The following is a 19,235-nucleotide window of genomic DNA, read 5'->3' as shown; positions in this document are numbered from 1 at the left end:
TATTTTCAAAAATAAAAAACGAGATAACCGAATGCTATCTCGTTCTTCTTCTTGTCTTTTATGATTAATTTCGTAAAGGTTTTCCGTTTTGTAGCATATACTGAATTCGCTCTAAAGTTTTGCGTTCTGTACAAAGCGACAAGAAAGCCTCTCGTTCCAACTCCAAAAGATATTGTTCAGAAACTAATGTAGGCTCGGAAAGGTCTCCTCCTGACATCACGTAAGCCAATTTGTCAGCAATTTTTTTGTCATATTCTGAAATATAATTTGCAACATTCATCGAATTTGCACCAACCAAGAAAGCTCCAAGTGATTGTTTTCCAAGAACTTTAATATCTGTCCGTTCTATCGGTTTGGTATATCCGGCTTCGGCAAGAAGTAATGCGTGTTTTTTAGCCTCAGCAATTTGCCTCATTTTATTGACAACCACCACATCTTTCCCTTTTTGGAAAATATCCAAATCAAAAGCCTCGTACGCCGAAGTTGAAACTTTTGCCATACCGATTGTCAAGAAGTATTCCTGCAAGCGATTCAGCTCAACGTCATTTTTCCGTAAAGAGTCTGAAGCTCTGAGTGTTAATTCCTTCGTACCTCCGCCTCCGGGAATAACTCCCACTCCAAATTCCACCAAGCCAATATACGTTTCGGCAGCTGCAACAACTTTGTCAGCGTGTAAGCATAATTCACAGCCACCACCTAAGGTCATTCCGTGCGGAGCTGCAACCGTTGGGATAGACGAGTATCGCATACGCATCATCGTATCCTGAAAATACTTGATTGTCATATATAGCTCGTCATATTCCTGCTCCACAGCCATCATAAAAATCATCGCTATATTCGCTCCCACCGAAAAGTTAGCTCCCTGATTTCCAACAACTAATCCTTGAAAATCTTTTTCTGCCAAATCAATAGCTTTATTGATTCCTTGAAGCACACCTCCCCCAATAGTGTTCATTTTTGAATGGAATTCCAGATTCAAAATACCATCACCCAAATCCAAAATACTGGCTTCAGCGTTTTTCCAAACCGTTTTTGTCGGACGAATATTATCCAAAATAATGAATCCTTCTTGACCTGGTTTCTTCAGATATTTTTTATTCGGAATATCATAATAATATGTAAATCCGTCTTTTACCGCATAGAAAGATTTACTGCCCGACGTCATCATTTCCTTAATCCACGGGGCTGGTTCATAACCTTCGGATTGCATCAAAGCCACTCCTTCTTGAATGCCAATAGCATCCCAAATTTCAAAAGGACCATTGAGCCAACCAAAACCAGCCTTCATTGCATCATCAATTCGATATAACTCATCTGAAATTTCAGGAATACGATTTTGTACGTAAGCAAATAATGCTGCAAAAGTTTTTCGGTAAAATTCTCCAGCCTTATCCTTGCCTTTTATCAAGATTGGAAAGCGTTCGAGCACATTTTCAACGGATTTTGTAAGTTCTAACGTAGCAAATGAAGCTTTTTTTGAAGATTCATATTGCATTGTATCCAAATTTAACTCCAAAATTTCACTTTTTCCGCTTTCAGAAGCTACTTTTTTGTAGAAACCTTGTTTGGTTTTCTCTCCCAAGCTATTATTTTCAATCATTTTTTGAATAAAATCGGGAAGAACAAACAAACTTTTGGCTTCATCATTTGGGCAATTTTGGGCTAATCCATTGGCAACGTGCACCAATGTGTCCAATCCTACCAAATCCGCAGTTCGGAAAGTTGCCGATTTAGGACGACCAATCACTGTTCCTGTCAATTTATCCACTTCCGAAACTCTTAATCCTAAGGCTTTTATCGTATGAAAAATATTCATTATCCCAAAAACTCCAATACGATTACCGATAAATGCCGGCGTGTCTTTGGCTAAAACAGCTGTTTTTCCTAAGAATTTTTCTCCGTAAGATAGCAGAAAATAAACAACTTCGGGTTTGCAGTCCGAACTTGGTATCACTTCAAAAAGCTGAAGATAACGAGGCGGATTAAAAAAATGCGTTATGGCAAAATGATTTCTAAAATCCTCGCTTCGTCCTTCGCTCATAAAAGAAATAGGAATTCCTGAAGTATTGGAAGTCACGAGCGTACCTTTTGTTCGGTACTTTTCAATTTTCTCGAAAACTGCCTTTTTGATATCCAATCGTTCTACAACAACTTCAATTATCCAATCGGCATCTTTTATTTGTGCAATATCATCCTCCAAATTACCTGTTTCTATGCGTTTGGCAAAATTTGTGTGATAAATTGGAGATGGTTTTGATTTTAAAGTTTTCGCTAAATTATCATTAACAATCCGATTTCTTACTTGTTTGTCAGCAAGTGAAAGCCCTTTTTTAAGCTCATTTTCATTTAGTTCCTTCGGAGGAATATCCAACAACAGAACTTTTACTCCTATGTTCGCAAAATGGCAAGCAATGCTACTGCCCATAATCCCCGAACCGATAACAGCAACTTTTTTGATTCTTCGTTTCATAATTTATGTATTTATATTCAAACAAAAAACTTGTAATTCAGCACATTAAAATTTACAGATAAAAAAACCTGCTATACTTCCACCAAAGGTAGGAAATATTTTAAAAGTTAGGAAAAATATTATCATAAAAAAAACAGATGCATCAAACTAAGCCTGATGCATCTGTTAGAAAATGTATTAATTAAAATGAATGCTATGAGAACAATTTCTCAAAAAAACTTTTACGTTTCAAATTCATCTGATCATCCACGTGGTAAATATCATCTGAAATTATGGTTGTTGTATTACTTGTCATTGTCATTGATGAACTTGCCTCCACAAACGACGATTCTTTTTGTGTTTCGGACATAATGCCAATCACAAAATCCATATAATCCTTTCCTTGTTTTGCCAAGTAATTCTTAAAAAAACGACTACTTAGCTCTATTCCTCCAATTTTTTCGAGTCTTAGCAATGTTTCATAAAAAGGAGCAATATGATTATCTATAGCACTTTGAGGGACAGCCTTCCTTCTTCCTATGTAATGGGTAATATTACCCATTATATCCTTTCTTATTTCAAAATCTGTAACGACCCAATAATACTCTCCAAACTTTGTCATATTTTTAATTATACCAACAAAGTTATTACCCTTTTTCAGGTTATCCCACAACATTTTAAACACTACTTTTGGCATATCAGGGTGCCGAATTATATTGTGAGGCTGACCAATAAGCTCACTTGGAGTATATCCGGATACTTCTGAAAATACATCATTCACATTGGTAATAGTTCCAAAACTATCCGTTTCACTAATAATGGTCTTGGTTTTGTCCCAAGTTACCTCTCTGTTTACTGGTGTTGGTCTGGCTGTCATCATATTGTTTTTAGTTAGAAAAATATTGCTATTAATTTATGGATATAATCTTTCAAGGAAACTTTTACGTTTCTCTTCAATTTCGTCATTCAGTGTGTATGTATCATTTAAAATATTTTTGTTTATTTCAAAGGATACAGCAGGAACTTCCTCAAAGGAAAGGTGTTGTTTATTCTTTGTTACAAGGTCAACAACAAAGCTGATGTAATTTTTTCCTTCTTTATCTAAATAATTCTTTAAAAAACGACTACTCAACTCCATTCCTCCTACTTTTTCCAATCTCAGTAAGGTTTCGTACAAAGGAGCTATGTGATTATCAACAACGTCTTTGGAAACAGACTTTCTTCTTGCTATGTAATTGGTAACATTCCCTAAAACGTCCTTCCGAATTATGAAATCCGCTATTACCCAATAGTATTCTCCAGATTTTGCTAAATTCTTGATTACCCCAACAAAATTGCTTTCACTTTTTAGATTGTCCCACAGCATTTTAAAGATAATTTGAGGCATATCAGGGTGACGAACGATACTATGTGGCTGACCAATCATCTCAACAATAGAATAACCACTCACATCGCAAAATGCATCGTTAACTTCCACAATTCTTCCATAAATATCAGTTTCACTAACGATGATTTCCGACTTATCCCAAACAACTTCCCTATCAATCGGAAGCGGCTTTTCTACTGTTAGTTTAATATCTTGATAGTCTGTAATCATAACTCACACTAGTCAAGGACAAAATTAAGGAAAAAGAGAAGAAAAAACCTTTTTTAATATCTTATTTTTTTGCTAAAATTCAAGGTGGCATTTAACATAATTTAAAGAAATTATTTTCGAACAACAGCTCTTTATTTAACTTTCTTTTATGTTTTTCGTTATTGCAGAATTAAGATTTATTGCTATTAACAGATATTTGAAGATATTTCAATAAACGAAAAACTTTGCTTAGCGTCTTCCACCAGCAAAGTTTCTTCTTATTATACTTGCAAAAAATTTACTCCAGCTTACCTAAAGTTTTTTCTGATATATCATTACGTCTTTAAACTTTCCTTGAGAAAAAATCCAATCCTTTTTAACTCCGTAAGAAACAAAACCCAACTTTTCAAAAAGTTTTATACTAACCTCATTATCTTCTGGAATATAGGCTATTAACTGATATAAATCAAGATATTTTTTGGCATAACTAACCAAATTTTCCAAAGATTTTTTACCAATTCCCTTGCCTTGATACTTTTCAAAAATGGCAATCCCCACACAAGCTCGTTTGTTTTTAGGATCAAAATCATACAAATCTATGCATCCAAACAATTGATTATCAAATGAAGAAATTACATATCTGAATTGCTTTGCTTCATAAATGTCTTGCTTTGCATTTTGTATATATTCTTTTAATAAAAATCTTGAAAAAGGAATTTGAGTTTGACTTACTTCCCACAAACTTTCTTGATTTTCAAGCTCATACAAAAAATCAACATCTTCAGGTTCTAAAGCTCGAAGTTTTATTTTTTCTCCTTCCAAAGAATTCATTTTCAACACACTACACTTTTACTTCACAATTTCCTTCAAAAACAAAAGTAGCCGTACCGCACAAATGTACATTTTGATAGCCTTTGTCTTTTCTTTCAAAAAGAACTTTCAAATTCCCTCCCAAAGTTTGCAGATGTACCTCCTTACTATTGGTTTTTCCAAGATGATACATAGAAATTGCCACGGCCGTTGCTCCCGTTCCGCAAGAATAAGTTTCCTCTTCAACTCCTCGTTCGTAGGTACGAATATTGAAAGTATTTTCATTTTGCTGACCCACAAAATTCACGTTACTTCCTCCTTTATCCTTATAAAGTTCTCCATACCGAATTTTTGCACCTTCAGTATTTACATCTATTTCACCCACATTATCAACTACTTGCACGTGATGCGGAGAACCCGTATCCAAAAAAACATAATCCTGCTCAACCTGAATGGCTTCTACATTTTTCATTTGTAATTGTACTTCGTTCTGAGCGTTTATTTGTGCTGAATGCTCACCATCTGTAGCGATAAAATGCGTTTTATCGGAAATTATTCCAAGTTGTTTTGCAAAAGCCACCGTACACCTTCCGCCATTGCCACACATTGAACTTTCCTTTCCATCGGAATTATAGTAAACCATTCTAAAATCATAGCCCTCAGCATTTTCCAAAAGGATTAAACCATCTGCACCAATACCAAACCTGCGATGACACAAAAAAGCAACTAATTTCTGATTATTTTTAGGAAAATTTTCATCACGATTGTCTATCATTACAAAATCATTTCCCGTACCTTGATACTTATAAAAATGTATATTCATTTTCAATAGTTTATCAATTAAAGTAGTCCAAAATTTGTAATACTAAATACGCAAAAGGCGATGCAAAAACAAGGCTATCAAGGCGGTCAAGAAGCCCTCCGTGTCCGGGTAAAATAGTTCCGCTGTCCTTTACATTTGCTACACGTTTAAAACTTGATTCCACAAGGTCGCCAATGGTTCCCGTAACGACCAAAACCACCGCCAAAATAATCCATTGCCAAGTTTCCTTACTACTGTAAATAGCTATGATAGAAGATGTTATAATTGCACCAACAAGTCCGCCTACAAAGCCTTCTATTGTTTTTTTAGGTGAAATACGCTCAAAAAGTTTATGTTTACCAAAGGATTTTCCTGTCAAATATGCAAAACTGTCACTTGCCCAGATAATACACAAAATCCCAATCATTGTAAGTTGAGCATCAAACTGTGAATACACTATATCACATTCCTTTTTGTATATCAACGGAATGAAAACACATCCACCTCCAATATACAACAAGCTGATTAACAACTTATATCCATTATCTCGAAGACGTAGTGGCGTTTTCCCATAGAATAACAATAACGTTAAATACACATTTGCCAAAATGGTAAACAACAAAAATATATAAACGGAGAAAACGCTCACCTTCAGGTGAATAAATAGCCACCAAATAAACAGAAAGATTATAAAAACAGACAAACCTTTGAGCCTGACAAGTCTCTTAAATTCAAAAAGACAAATTATCCCGAAGGACAAAAATAAAAAATCAAATGCACTGGCGTCCAGCATTATAGCCGAAAGCAAAAGGAAAATATAAATAAATCCTGTTATCGCTCGTTTAAACAGTTCGTTCACAAGTTATTGATTTTCAATTTATAAATCTTCTAACAGAATGAGATAGGTCTTTTTGTAAGTTCCGCCGTAGTTCATAATATCATTCTGATTTCTATCCTCTTTGAAACTACGAAGCGTCACCAAACCTGTCGGTTTTCGTTTGGTGTATTTGAAGTTAATCCCTCGCATTCCTTCTGTGATGTCTTTTACCATTTGGCTTGTTTTGGCAAAAACGACAAAAATCTCAGGAAGTTCCTCAGTTTTCTTTTGCTTTAACTGATTTGATGAAAGCATAATCCCTCCGAGTGTAGTTATTAAATACTCACAATCAGTTAAATAAACATTTGAACTTTGTATATTGGAAGTAAAAAGAGAGTCATATTCCTCGAACATATTCTTTAGAGATTCATTGGAATAACTTATTTTTACATCTACGCCTATTTCCTTTAAAATATTACGAAAAACCCCCTGTACCTCAAAATCAGAAGTACAGTAAATAAATTTCCCTCCATTTTCGTTAAATCTGATTGCAAACTGCTCATCTGCAGGCAAATCATCATCAAAAATAGAATTAACTTGAGGGGCTTCTTTTTTGGATTCGCTATTTCGTGTGCTAAATATTTTCTTAAATAAATTCATTAACTTTACTACATTTTTAGTAGTTATACGCAATTGGCGGGTTAAAGATACAAAAAAACTTGATTGAATTTTGAAAAACAATCAAGTTTTTGTAAACTTTATTTTCTACAGTTTTCTGTTATTCGCTCTGAAGATTCACCTCTTTAGGCTTATTCTCTTCATTTTCAGAAATTTGCTCAATTGCATCTTTAAATTTTCGAACTCCAAAAATATTTTCTAAATCTTCTTTGAATATTACTTCTCTTTCCAAAAGCAGATTTGCCAAAGCAATTAGTTTTTCCTTGTTATCGGTCAGAATTTTAATTGCTCTTTCATACTGATTTTCAATTATTTTTGAAATTTCTTCATCAATCAAATGAGCTGTTTTCTCACTGTATGGCTTAACAAAACCATACTCAGATTGCCCTGATGAATCGTAATAAGTTAAATTCCCAACTTTATCATTCAAACCGTAAATTGTAACCATCGCACGAGCCTGCTTTGTTACTTTTTCCAAATCACTCAATGCTCCCGTGGAAATTTTGTCGAACATTACTTTTTCCGCTGCACGCCCTCCTAAAGCGGCACACATTTCATCCAGAATTTGTTCAGTACGAACAATTTGTCGTTCTTCGGGCAAATACCAAGCCGCACCCAAAGACTGCCCTCGTGGAACTATCGTTACCTTCACAAGCGGAGCGGCGTGTTCCAGCAACCAACTCACTGTAGCGTGTCCTGCCTCGTGAAAAGCAATAGCTTCACGTTCCTCCGGTGTTATTATTTTGGTCTTTTTCTCAAGTCCTCCAATAATTCTATCCACAGCGTCCAGAAAATCTTGCTTATTAACAGCCGTTTTCCCTTTACGTGCCGCAATTAATGCCGCTTCGTTACAAACGTTGGCTATGTCAGCCCCTGAAAAACCAGGTGTTTGTTTTGCCAAGAAATCAACATCAAGAGTTTCAGCCGTTTTAATAGGTCGAAGGTGAACTTGAAAAATTTGTTTACGCTCATTCAAATTGGGGAGTTCCACATAAATTTGTCGGTCAAAACGCCCTGCACGCATCAAAGCCTTATCAAGAATATCAGCACGGTTAGTAGCAGCCAAAACAATTACGTTAGTATGCGTTCCAAAACCGTCCATTTCCGTAAGCAACTGATTTAAAGTATTTTCTCTTTCGTCATTTGCTCCAGTAAAATTATTTTTACCCCTAGCTCTTCCGATAGCGTCTATCTCATCAATGAAGATAATTGCTGGTGACTTTTCCTTTGCTTGCTTGAATAAATCACGCACCCGTGAGGCTCCTACTCCTACAAACATCTCCACAAAATCAGAACCTGAAAGAGAAAAGAAAGGTACTTGGGCTTCACCTGCCACAGCTTTTGCCAGCAAAGTTTTCCCAGTTCCCGGAGGTCCTACAAGCAATGCTCCTTTCGGGATTTTTCCTCCCAAGGAAGTATATTTATCAGGATTTTTAAGAAAATCTACTATTTCCTGAACTTCTTCTTTAGCTCCTTCCAAACCTGCTACATCCTGAAAGCTAACACGGACTTCTTTCTTTTCGTCAAAAAGACGAGCTTTTGACTTTCCAATACTGAAAATTTGTCCGCCTCCGGCTCCACCGCCTCCAGCCATTCTTCGCATAAGAAAAATCCAAAGACCGATGAACAATACAAAAGGTAAAACAGAAATCAATAAATCTGACAGCAAATTTTGTTGCGTTTTGTTTTCACGTGTTGTTGTCAAATTATTTTCTTGTACAATTTGGTCAAAACGATTTTCAAAATTACTCAAATCACCCAACTCAAAATGATATTGCGGAACATCACTCTGAATGTTTGTGCTTTGGAGTACGCTTTTACCGGGTCTTACATCTTTGTGTTCTTCCTTATTCAGAGCATCTTGTGTCAAGTACACATTTGCTTCTTTTCGGTTTATAATCACCGTTTTACTAACATCTCCATTACGCAAAAATTCCTCAAACTTTGACTGGGGAATTTCCTTCGGTTGGTTCCATAGGCTTCCTTCCGAAAAAAGATTAAATCCTAATATAACAGCTATCAGTATGGCATAAATCCAATAAGCTGAAAATCGAGGTCTATTCGTTTTATTTTCTGACATATGTCTAATAGTTAGTTTCTACATTTATGAATTTCGCATCTCCCCACAACCCTTCGATGTCATAGTGTTCACGAATATGTTTCTGAAAAATATGAACCACAACATCTACATAATCAATCAAAACCCATTCTGCATTGCTTTCACCTTCTACGTGCCAAGGCTTTATATGTCCTTCAGCCTGACTTACAGTCTTTTGTATGGCTCCCGAAATGGCATTTACCTGTGTATTTGATGACCCGTTACACAAAATGAAATAATCACACACCGTATTTTCAATGCCTCGCAAATCCATAATGGTTATATCACTTCCTTTTACTTTTTCGATACCTTTAATAATATCGCTAATCAACTGATTTGATGTAATTTCTTTATTAAATGTCATTAATTTCTGTTTGAAAAATTCGTTTACTTATAAAAATTTTTGTTTCTTAATTATAAAACTGCAAATGTATAGCTTTAAACTGATATCTGCTAATAAATCAGTAAAAAAACGCAAAAATTATTCCATAATTACAATAAAGAAATATTCTTCCAAAATTCAAGACAATATTTCCTCCAAAAGTATTTTTTCACGACAATTTGTCAGAAAAATATCCTTTTAGGAAAAATTTCAGTTATTTATTTTCCTGAAAAATCTTTTCAATTTGCTTGATAAGGCTTTGAGCGTGGGTGTGAGCTTGTTTTTCTGCTTGTTGATTTTCAGGAATATAATTGTACGAAAAAACAGGTTTTAGCCATTCCCCACCAATTACAGTAAACGTTTCTTGCAGAGGAAGTAAATAAGCCTCAACAGACTGATTTGGTGTTTCGTATGCTTCTTGCGGTGCTCCGGTGGTAAGTGATACAATGACCTTTTTCCCTTTGAATTTTCCTGCTGTATTGCCATCAAAAAAGCCTAAAAGCACATCGTCAATCCATTTTTTGAGCAATGCGGGCGTGCCATACCAATAGAAAGGAAACTGTAACACTACCACATCGGCGTTGAGTAACGATTTTTCTTCCGCTTCGATATTTATTTTATAATCAGGGTACATTTCATCCAAACGACGCACACTAATTTTGTTTACGAAATGTTTTTCCAAATCCGAAAGAATAATCCGATTGGCTGTCGATTTGCTCAAATCAGGATGACCTGAAATGACCAATATTTTGGTTTCACTAACTTTAACCACAGGTTTTGAATTTTCCGTTATTGCTTTCTTATTTTCTGAATTTGGATTTGCACAAGAAGCTAAAATCACACACAAAAGCAATAAACTCAACTTTAAACTTTTCATCTGAATTATTTTTTCGGTAAAGATACTGCTTTTAAATGATTGCTCACTTCTTCATTCAATTATTCTTCAAAAATGCTTTTATAAAACATTTATTTTCACTTTTGTACTTTTGTCTTGAAACAAAAGTACCAAAAATTCAAGGCTGTGGATTTGAACATACTCTGCTCCAAGCATTCGCAGACTATGCTAAAAATCAAACCATTTCGCTGAAAATCTCCAAACTCGCTAACGCTCAAACAATGGAGATTTTCTACGCTCCATTCATTGACTTTCTTAACGCTACATCTCCAATGCCAGTAAAATTGCGACAAAAAACTCAAAATCAACACCCAACCACAAAATAAAAATGTATTTAAGTAACAACCTCTAAAAATTTGTTTTCAGTTGGATACAAAAAAAGAGGACTTTAATCCCCTTTTATAAAAGCAACTAACTCATTGCCATTGATGTCATAAAACGTTAAATTAAGTCCGTCGAGTTTGTAGGAAGCTACCTTGCCAATGGCTTCGTTGTACTGCCGAGCGATTTCCATTTCGGAACATAATTTGGCAGTCATACCGATATCTCCAAAAACGATTTTTTCTTCAGTAAGCTCCTCAATATGACCAAAATAACTATTACAACTATCACTTCCGCTGATACTCATTTCAGTAAGATTGATTTCCAACAACGGAACGCTTTCTTTGTTTTCGATAGTTTTTCCACCGATGCGGACAGCTCCCCAAATGTCGTGCAGACGCTCATTTACTTGTTGTTTAGGGCTGAAAATCAACTTTTCTTTACCTGAAGCATCGAACAAAACTAATTTTCCGTCGTTTATTTTGAAAGTACGTACTTCGGACAATGCAGTGAAATACGCCATTTCGATATTGTCTTCCATACACATTTTTTTGGTCGCTCCCACTTTGCCAAACTGAATTTTATCTTGGCTAAGCTCAGTAATGGCTCCGAAATAATTGTTGCAACCACCAATTCCGTTTATTTTTTTCTCCTGAAGATGAATGCTTAAACTCGGTTTCAGCGATTGCGTTACCGCATTACCGTCGAGTTTTTCCAAAGTCCAATTTCCGCCAAGTTCAAAAGTCATATCTTTTTGTTTTTCAATCTCTTTTATCATCGTATATTTTACTGAAGAAGCATCGGCAGGAACATTTTTGCTATCCAATTGTGTTTCTTTCACTTGTATTTTCTTGAAAAATCCTTCCTCGAAAACAAAATTCTCAATCGGAGTGTAAAGAAATTTCCACTGAGCCTTATTAAGGTCTTCATTTTTAGAAACTTGTAAGCATTGGGCTTTTCCTGCTCCTGCATTGCAATCTGCTTTTGCCGAATTTACCCAATAAATCTGTTCTTTTGAAGTGGAACACGCCGAAATGGCTCCACCAATTGCCAAAAAAAGAATATATTTTAGCTTCATATCTTAATAATTTAAAAATTCGGTTAGGATTACCACAAAAAGCATTCCATTTTGGTGCAAAATTTGATTTTTTTGTTTCTGTTATTCTGTCGTGATAAAAATAGTGATTAAGTTCATTATTTGTTTTCATACTTGTTCTTTTCCTTAGATGAAAAGAACTAAGCGACAAAGGTAAGCAAAAAGCTGTAATATACACATACTAAATGGTTTAGTTTGTTATCAGGAAAGTGTTGGAAAGCAAGGAATAAGGTAATTTGACGGATAAAAACAAAGTTAGGTTTCTAAATCGTTACCTAATGGTGGTTTTAAATATTTCAAGTAAAAGACTATATTTCAGTGTTTTGCACTTGTTTTCATAGCGTATAGTAACTCAATTGAAATTAATTTTGTAATTTAAAAAGTTGAGTTATGCAAGTAAAAAAATCAACCTTCAAAGTGCTTTTCTATCTGAAAAAAAATGCTCCTAAGAAAAACGGAAAAGTAGCCATTATGGGTAGGATTACCATTGATGGTAAAATTGCCCAATTTAGTACTAAGCTCGAAATTTTTCCCAATAAATGGGATTTGAAATTCGGCAAAGTCTTAGGTAAGAGTGAAGAAGCTCTTTCATTAAATCGCAAATTGGAAGAGCTGAAAACTCGTTTAGTCAATCAATATGACCATCTGATGAAAACGGATGGATTTGCTACTGCCGAAAAACTGAAAAACAGCTTTTTAGGTATTAGCACAACAGACCATTCTCTTCTAAAATTGTTTAGAAAATTTAATGTCGATTTTGAAAAAATGGTTGCAAAAGATGTTCGTAGCCAACAAACCTTTGCCAAGTATAAAATCGTTTACGAACATCTTTCGAACTTCATTGAATATAAATACCACAGAACGGACATAGACTTTCGAGAATTAACCTTGGATTTTATCAAAGAATTTGATTTTTATCTTCGAATTAATAAGGGATTGACCAATAATTCTGTACGAGCGTATGTAATCCCCATTCTTAAAATGGTTGATATTGCCATTGAAAAAGAAATTATTCATAAAAATCCGTTTTCTAATTATGAAATTTTGGTTGAGGAACGTGATAAAGGTTTTTTACTCAAAGAAGAGATTGAGCAGTTTTTAAATTTGTCTTTCAAAAATAAAACAATTGAGTTAGTTCGTGATTTGTTCGTGTTTAGCTGTTTTACGGGACTTTCATATATTGATATCAAACAGCTTAAAAAGAGTCAAATTCAAACCTTTTTTGATGGCAATCGTTGGATTCTTTCCCGTAGAAAAAAAACTAGTAATCCTTCCAATGTTCGCCTACTTCCCATTGCTCAAAAAATCATTGATAAATACGAATCCATCAGTAAAAATGACTTTGTATTTCCTGTTCCGAGTAATAGCTCTTGCAATCTTCATTTACGAGAAATCTGCTTAAAGGCAGGTATTAATAAAACAAAACCTTTGAGTTTTCACTGGGCAAGGCATACTTTCGGCACCTTATTTCTTACAGAGGGTGTCCCATTGGAAAGTGTTAGCAAAATGATGGGACATAAAAATTTGAAAACCACACAGATTTACGCTAAAATTACCAATGAAAAAATCAGCAGGGATATGGAAAAAATCGCTTATAAATTTAATGATTTCGGTGAGCGATTAGTCGCTTCATTATAACGTAGTTGATTGTCTATCAAAGATATTCGATTTTAGTATTTACTGATACAGAGATTGTTTACAATTTTTGTATCGGTTTTTTTATTGGATTTTATTCGGCAGAGGAAGGCTACTTCATTTCATTTTAGTTAGTAATGGTGTGTGCGTTTGTTTATGGGATTTTCTCCTGTTTTATTTATGAAGTAATCACCCGAAATGGGTATTCGTTCTCGAGAGCAAAGGTATTTCTGTGTTTGTAACGCTTCCACAAGGTCAAGCCTTTGGTTTTCAAAAAAATCTCCACACCCGTTTTCAACAGGGGTTGTATTTTTTTGAAAAACCTTGTAGTCGCTAAACACAGACCTTTTAGGCTCTCGAAACGACAACCGCATATTCCGGCTCTTTATACGAATAAAAAAAATGTCGAAAATGATAAAATAAACGCACTGCTTACTACTTGTTTTAGTGAAACGACTTCGCTCTTCCTCTCATTGCCGAATTAAAAATTTTCAGAGATAGAGAGCGGAAAAAGCAGGATGGACAAAACATTTCGCAAAACGCAACTCAAAAACAAAGAATATGATTGTATAACCTACTAAGTCAATCACAATTGGTATTTCAAAAATGCCATTCCTGTTATAGGATACTGCTTTGATTTTTCAGAACGTTTTAAAAACTTTTTTGGTACTACAATACTAACAAGGGTACAAGCATAAAGCTCTTGACAAAGCAAGCCTTTGGGTGCTACAAACAAATCACATCAAATAAGTACACTTGACGTAGTTCGGAAGTCAGTGGTCGGGGTTGACTTTTGAAGGTTATTTCAAATCCTCCAAACTCCAAGCGTGAAAACGATACTCATACTTGGTTAATTGCGGGTGTAATTGTAGTAATTGATATACTTTTTGTTTGAGAATTTCTATGTTGATATTGTCTTTTTTGCGTTTTATCTCTGCAAAATCAACGGTCTTTTCCAAGTCATTCACGGCTATGAAATCGATTTCCGTTTCGCCTTTCCTGTCCCAAAAGTTACCGATTTGTGTATATTGCCCCGATTCAATAGCACGAGCTTTGAAAAATTTTTCGAGCATTTGTCCGCTAAATGTGGTGTAATCGCGTTCAATGATTTTGATGAGTTGCCCATATGCACCAATTTCAATAATGTGACTGTATTTATAAATAAATCGAAACCAAAAAGTTAGAAAATTATCTTCCAAAGTGTATTTTACATTTTTGGTTTCACTTTTGGCAAACATTGGCGTATTTTTTCGTATCAGATTAAAATTGCGTTCCATTTTCGTCAGATAACCTCCAATTTCTTTTTTTAATAAATTTTCGATTTCACTTCTAGAATTTTTCCCTTCAGAAATAGCAGTCAAAATACTAAAGTAAATGCTGTACTCTTTACCAAATTCCTCAACAAGCAGGTTTTTCCCCTCAGAGATAAAAATGGAATTTTCATCAATCATCCCTGCAATCATTTTGCTTTTGGTTGTCCAACCGTTATCCATAAAAAGTTGTACATATTTGGCAACACCACCCGTAAAACTATAAAAAGCCAACAGGTCGTCAGACTCATAATTCGGATTAAAATCCAACAAAACTTCTTTTAAAACTTCTGTTTCAAAGGCTTTGAGTTTGATAAAGTGACTGGCTCTGCCAAACAAAGGTTCTTTGTTATTTTCAAAGATTTTGTACATCAGCGAAACCACCGAACCCGAAACAATCAGATTCAACCGAGCCTTATCCTTGTTTAAATCCCAAATGCGTTGTAAATCGCTGTAAATAGAAGGATTGATTACTAAAAACTCCTGAAATTCATCAATAATCAAGGTGATGTTTTGCTGATGTGAAAGTCGCACTACATACTCAAAAAGCACTGAAAATGAAGTTACTTCTCCCAAGATGGGAATGCTTAATTTTTGACTCAGTTCCTGCTGAAAATCAGCACACAGTAGCATTTCCGATTTTTTAGCGACAAAGAAGTACAGAAAATTGGTTTCTTTACAGGATTGCAACAAAAGTTGGGTTTTTCCAATTCTTCTTCTACCCGTAACTACCGTAAGTTGTGCATTTTGCTTTGATTTTTCTGCAATGGAAAGCAATTTTGCAATTTCCTTTTCCCGATTATAAAATTTCATATCTTTATTTTTTAAGAAACAACCATTTCCGAAACGCTCATTTCGGAAATGCAAAGATATGATTTTATAAATAATAACCTATTATTTATATAACAATTGTGTTGTTTTTTCGTGTCTTTTTTTGAGATGCTACAAACAAAATCAAGTAATTGAATACATATGTGTATATATCTATATGTGTATTTCTGTAGGCAGATACGTACTTATCTAAATATTTACATACACAAACAAGTAAGTGCGTAAGTATTTACGTTTGCAGATAATCACATAGGTATTATCGTATTTGTTTACGTATATATGTAAGTACGTTGGTACGTAACTACATCCATATCTATGTGCGTATAAAGAAATATACACAATTACACACGTATTTACATAAGGAATTCTTTGGTATTATAAGGCATTCAAAGGCAAGGAATGATATATCTGTTAAATGATTGAAATTCGGTTGTTTTGCACAAAAACAAAAGACAATGATTTTGGAAGGTTTTTCTCTCTTTTTCAAAGCTGACTTTAATGCGACTGATAGGGAGTTTTTTCTGTTCACCCGAACAGAGCAAGTTGTGTTTTGAGATGCTCAAAATATTTTCCGCATCTCAAAACCACTTGCCCTTGCAGGGAGCTGAAAACCCCTCCAAAGTCGTGGTTTTTCATATTATTCTATTTCAACTTCTCTACAAATTCTGTTGGGCTTTCATTGTATAAATCTTTAAAACATTTAGCGAAGTAGGAAGGTGATGAAAATCCTATTTCATAAGCAATCTCTGAAATGGTTTTGGTGTTCTGCATTAGTAGTTGTTTGCCTTGTTGTACTCGAATGATTCGGATAAGTTCATTAGGTGAATAATTGGTCAATGATTTTATTTTTCGATAGAGTTGTGAGCGAGAGAGTCCAAGAGCTTCTGCCATTTCATCAATATTCAAATCGGGGTTGGCAATTTGTCTTTGAACATATGTTTTAAATTCGTTAATAAAAAGTTCTTCTACTTTGCCAAGAGACTCTTTTGAGGAAACATCAAGTAATTTACTAGAGAAAATTTCTTGTATTTTCTTACGATTTTCAATGAGTTTTCTCACTCTAACAAGTAGTAAATTCGTATTGAAAGGTTTGGAGATATAAGCATCAGCACCGCTTTCAAATCCAATTTGTTTCTGCTCATCTAAAGAATAGGCTGTAAGCAAAATCACAGGAATATGATTGGTTGAAAGATTGGTTTTCAATAGTTGACAAAGTTCAAATCCATCTTTTTGAGGCATCATTACATCGCTAATAACTAAATCGGGCGTATATTTTTTGGCTTTTTTAAATCCTTCTTCGCCATTAGTTGCTTCAATCAAATTAAATTCGCTACAAAGAATATGACAGATAAATTTACGCATATCTTCATTATCTTCCACAATGAGGACCAAAGGTTTGTCAGGCAGCGTAGATTCGGAAGAGAGGTACATTTTTTCTTCGTTATTTGAAGAGGGTTGAGCTAACAATCTCATTTGTGTTTGTAAAAAACTCGTTTCGTAGATATCCTCCGATATTTCGCTATGTTGGCTAGGTAAATGCACCGAAAAAGTAGTTCCTTCATTGCGGTCACTTTCCACACTAATTGTTCCTTTATGAGCCCACACCAACGATTGTGTTAAAGCTAAACCAATACCTGAACCTTCACTACTGGGGTCTATTTTGTAAAAATGTTCAAAGACGTCTGTCAATTTATCTTCCGGAATATAAGAGCCTGTATTGGAAATAGATAAACACACTCCTTCATTTTCTTTCGAAAGAGAAATAACTATTTTTCCGTTATAATTGACAAACTTTAAGGCATTGGAAACCAAGTTAAAATAAATTTTCTCCATTTTTTCTTTGTCAAAAATAATTTCAAAGGAAGTTGCTTCGGCACGAAAAACAAAATCAATATTTTTTTGTTTTATCCAATTTTCAAAAAATATGTTAATTTCTTCCAAGAATATTTTAAGGTCGGCTCGTACAAAACACATTTTTATTTTTCCGCGTTCGTAACTACGAAATTCGATAAGTTCAGAAATGAGAAACAATAAGCGATGGCTATTTTTTTGGATAAGCAATAGCATTTCACGTTGTTTTTCAGTTAGTTGTTCGTTTTTCAAAAGTGAATCTACGGGTGCTAAAATTAAGGTCAGAGGTGTTTTGAATTCGTGTGAAATATTGGTAAAAAATACCAATTTAGCTTGTGTTGTATCTTCTAATTGCTTGGTAATAAGCTCTAATTGTTCTTTTTGTTTTTGAAGAATATCGGTCTGCCTTTGAATTTTTTCGTTTTTAAGAGCTAACATTTGTCGAGCTCTGTTTTCGGTTCGGTATGCCCGAATGGTAATTAATAAAAATATCATTACTAAGACTATGGCAATGACTGAAATATAGAAAAGTGTCCGTTGATTGGTGTATTTTACTAAACTTTCGTTCAGAGATTGATTAATAGCATCAATTTTAGCTTGTTTTTCGGTAATTTGTTCTGTTTGAAGTTGTAAGATACGCACATTACTTTTGTCTACAACAGTGGTGTGTAATGTATTTTCTTTGGTAAAAGGCTGTTTTTGCAAAATTTTCATCGCTAATTCAACCACTTTATCTCCTCCCGTTGGGTATAAAAACGAGGCGTTTTGCTTTCCTTGGATAATGTTTTGAACACCCTCGTTCTGTAAGGCATCTACTCCAATGATGAAAGGTTTTCTTCCACTAAATAACAATGAAGCCTCATACGCACCCGAAGCCATTCGATCGTTTAGAGCGAAAATTAAGTCGATGGTTTCGTGTTCGTGATAGATAGAAATCATTTGATTCTTAGCGTCATCTTTCAAGAAATTTCCATATACTTCCGCAATGATTTTTATTTCGGGTGTATTGCGAAGAGCATCTACAAAGCCTTGGTGGCGTTCTGTATCAGGAGTAGAACCTTTCCAACCACGTATTTCAACGACATTTCCCTTGCCACCGAGCACCGATGCGGCATATAACCCTGCTTCTTTCCCAATTTGGTAATTATCCGCTCCGATGTAAGCCGTGTAATTGTCAGTTTTAACTTTTCTATCAACTAAGATTATGGGGATGCCTTGTAGATGTGCCTTTTGAACAACAGAAGTAAGAGCCTCTGCTTCATTTGGAGCAATAATAAGTAAATCTACTTTTTGATTTATAAATTCCTCAATATCTTGTAATTGTTGTTGCGTATTATCCTTTGTGCTTTTTATAATGACTTGTGTCTGTGGATAGAAAGCTATTTCACGTTTAATTTCCTCATTCATCGCCTCGCGCCACAAGTCGTCACTGCACTGTGAAACTCCAACAATGTATTGGGGTGCTTTCTCATTTTGGCAGGCAAGTAGAATCAAAAATAAAAATGGATATATAAACCTCATCATTAGATACATTAACGAACACAAAGGTACAAAAAATGACCTACTTGGAGATGCTTATTTCATAAAAATCTTGCTTCGTTTTTCGGAAATATCAAATCAAAAAGATTAAGAATACGATTAGTTTTAATAAAAAATAACTTCGATTTTTTTCTTTTTTTTGAAG

Annotated in this window: 16 protein-coding genes; 2 read left to right on the top strand and 14 right to left on the bottom strand. The window is 34.6% G+C overall.

Annotated elements, in window-relative coordinates; genetic code table 11:
• Positions 1 to 64: 64 nt before the first annotated feature.
• The 10 genes from CGC58_RS10230 to CGC58_RS10185 all read right to left on the bottom strand — a co-directional run bounded on the left by CGC58_RS10230 (position 65) and on the right by CGC58_RS10185 (position 10,489).
• Complete coding sequence (locus tag CGC58_RS10230; RefSeq protein WP_095896610.1) at positions 65 to 2,470, bottom strand: 3-hydroxyacyl-CoA dehydrogenase/enoyl-CoA hydratase family protein; 2,406 nt, start codon at positions 2,468 to 2,470, stop codon at positions 65 to 67.
• 193 nt (positions 2,471 to 2,663) lie between these two features.
• Positions 2,664 to 3,329 carry a PAS domain-containing protein gene (locus tag CGC58_RS10225; RefSeq protein WP_198540724.1) on the bottom strand — a complete coding sequence of 222 codons (666 nt, stop codon included), beginning with the start codon at positions 3,327 to 3,329 and terminating at the stop codon, positions 2,664 to 2,666.
• Between the two features lie 33 nt (positions 3,330 to 3,362).
• A complete protein-coding gene (locus CGC58_RS10220; protein ID WP_095896608.1) occupies positions 3,363 to 4,046 on the bottom strand; it encodes a PAS domain-containing protein in 684 nt (227 codons plus the stop codon).
• A gap of 291 nt (positions 4,047 to 4,337) precedes the next feature.
• On the bottom strand, positions 4,338 to 4,856 hold the full coding sequence (locus CGC58_RS10215; RefSeq protein WP_095897203.1) for a GNAT family N-acetyltransferase: 519 nt from the start codon (positions 4,854 to 4,856) through the stop codon (positions 4,338 to 4,340).
• A 10-nt stretch (positions 4,857 to 4,866) separates the two neighbouring features.
• Complete coding sequence (dapF, locus tag CGC58_RS10210; protein ID WP_095896607.1) at positions 4,867 to 5,658, bottom strand: diaminopimelate epimerase; 792 nt, start codon at positions 5,656 to 5,658, stop codon at positions 4,867 to 4,869.
• 13 nt (positions 5,659 to 5,671) lie between these two features.
• Positions 5,672 to 6,496: a phosphatidate cytidylyltransferase gene (locus tag CGC58_RS10205; RefSeq protein ID WP_095896606.1), complete on the bottom strand. Its 825-nt coding sequence runs from the start codon at positions 6,494 to 6,496 to the stop codon at positions 5,672 to 5,674.
• 18 nt (positions 6,497 to 6,514) lie between these two features.
• Entirely contained in the window at positions 6,515 to 7,114 is a 600-nt protein-coding gene (locus CGC58_RS10200) for an LUD domain-containing protein (protein WP_095896605.1), read from the bottom strand.
• A gap of 118 nt (positions 7,115 to 7,232) precedes the next feature.
• Entirely contained in the window at positions 7,233 to 9,212 is a 1,980-nt protein-coding gene (gene ftsH / locus CGC58_RS10195) for an ATP-dependent zinc metalloprotease FtsH (protein WP_095896604.1), read from the bottom strand.
• Positions 9,213 to 9,216: 4 nt separating this feature from the next.
• The gene (gene rsfS, locus CGC58_RS10190) at positions 9,217 to 9,594 is read right to left on the bottom strand and encodes a ribosome silencing factor (RefSeq protein ID WP_095896603.1); all 378 of its coding nucleotides are present in this window, start codon (positions 9,592 to 9,594) and stop codon (positions 9,217 to 9,219) included.
• A 232-nt stretch (positions 9,595 to 9,826) separates the two neighbouring features.
• Positions 9,827 to 10,489, bottom strand: a complete 663-nt coding sequence (locus CGC58_RS10185; protein ID WP_095896602.1) for an NAD(P)H-dependent oxidoreductase — start codon at positions 10,487 to 10,489, stop codon at positions 9,827 to 9,829.
• A gap of 35 nt (positions 10,490 to 10,524) precedes the next feature.
• On the opposite strand from CGC58_RS10185, the gene CGC58_RS10180 reads away from it, so the two are divergent.
• Positions 10,525 to 10,833 carry a hypothetical protein gene (locus CGC58_RS10180; protein WP_232748832.1) on the top strand — a complete coding sequence of 103 codons (309 nt, stop codon included), beginning with the start codon at positions 10,525 to 10,527 and terminating at the stop codon, positions 10,831 to 10,833.
• A 62-nt stretch (positions 10,834 to 10,895) separates the two neighbouring features.
• Here CGC58_RS10180 and CGC58_RS10175 read toward each other — a convergent pair whose 3' ends face one another.
• Positions 10,896 to 11,906 (bottom strand): META domain-containing protein, encoded by a 1,011-nt coding sequence (locus CGC58_RS10175; RefSeq protein WP_095896601.1) that lies wholly within the window; start codon positions 11,904 to 11,906, stop codon positions 10,896 to 10,898.
• A 408-nt stretch (positions 11,907 to 12,314) separates the two neighbouring features.
• Here CGC58_RS10175 and CGC58_RS10170 point away from each other — a divergent pair, with 408 nt between their 5' ends.
• Complete coding sequence (locus tag CGC58_RS10170) at positions 12,315 to 13,562, top strand: site-specific integrase (RefSeq protein ID WP_095896600.1); 1,248 nt, start codon at positions 12,315 to 12,317, stop codon at positions 13,560 to 13,562.
• A gap of 128 nt (positions 13,563 to 13,690) precedes the next feature.
• On the opposite strand, the gene CGC58_RS12735 is transcribed toward CGC58_RS10170, so the two are convergent.
• From CGC58_RS12735 to CGC58_RS10155, 3 genes are all read right to left on the bottom strand, one after another.
• Entirely contained in the window at positions 13,691 to 13,933 is a 243-nt protein-coding gene (locus CGC58_RS12735) for a hypothetical protein (protein ID WP_095896599.1), read from the bottom strand.
• Between the two features lie 426 nt (positions 13,934 to 14,359).
• Positions 14,360 to 15,682, bottom strand: coding sequence for an ATP-binding protein (locus tag CGC58_RS10160; protein WP_095897201.1), 1,323 nt, complete (start codon positions 15,680 to 15,682; stop codon positions 14,360 to 14,362).
• Between the two features lie 660 nt (positions 15,683 to 16,342).
• On the bottom strand, positions 16,343 to 19,075 hold the full coding sequence (locus CGC58_RS10155; protein ID WP_232748831.1) for a substrate-binding domain-containing protein: 2,733 nt from the start codon (positions 19,073 to 19,075) through the stop codon (positions 16,343 to 16,345).
• Between the last annotated feature and the right edge of the window lie 160 nt (positions 19,076 to 19,235).

It is taken from the genome of Capnocytophaga stomatis, assembly GCF_002302635.1.
In the GTDB taxonomy this organism is placed as follows: Bacteria; Bacteroidota; Bacteroidia; order Flavobacteriales; family Flavobacteriaceae; genus Capnocytophaga; species Capnocytophaga stomatis.
The sequence above is the reverse complement of the archived record's forward strand: the minus strand, read 5'-3'. Positions and strand labels throughout refer to the sequence as shown.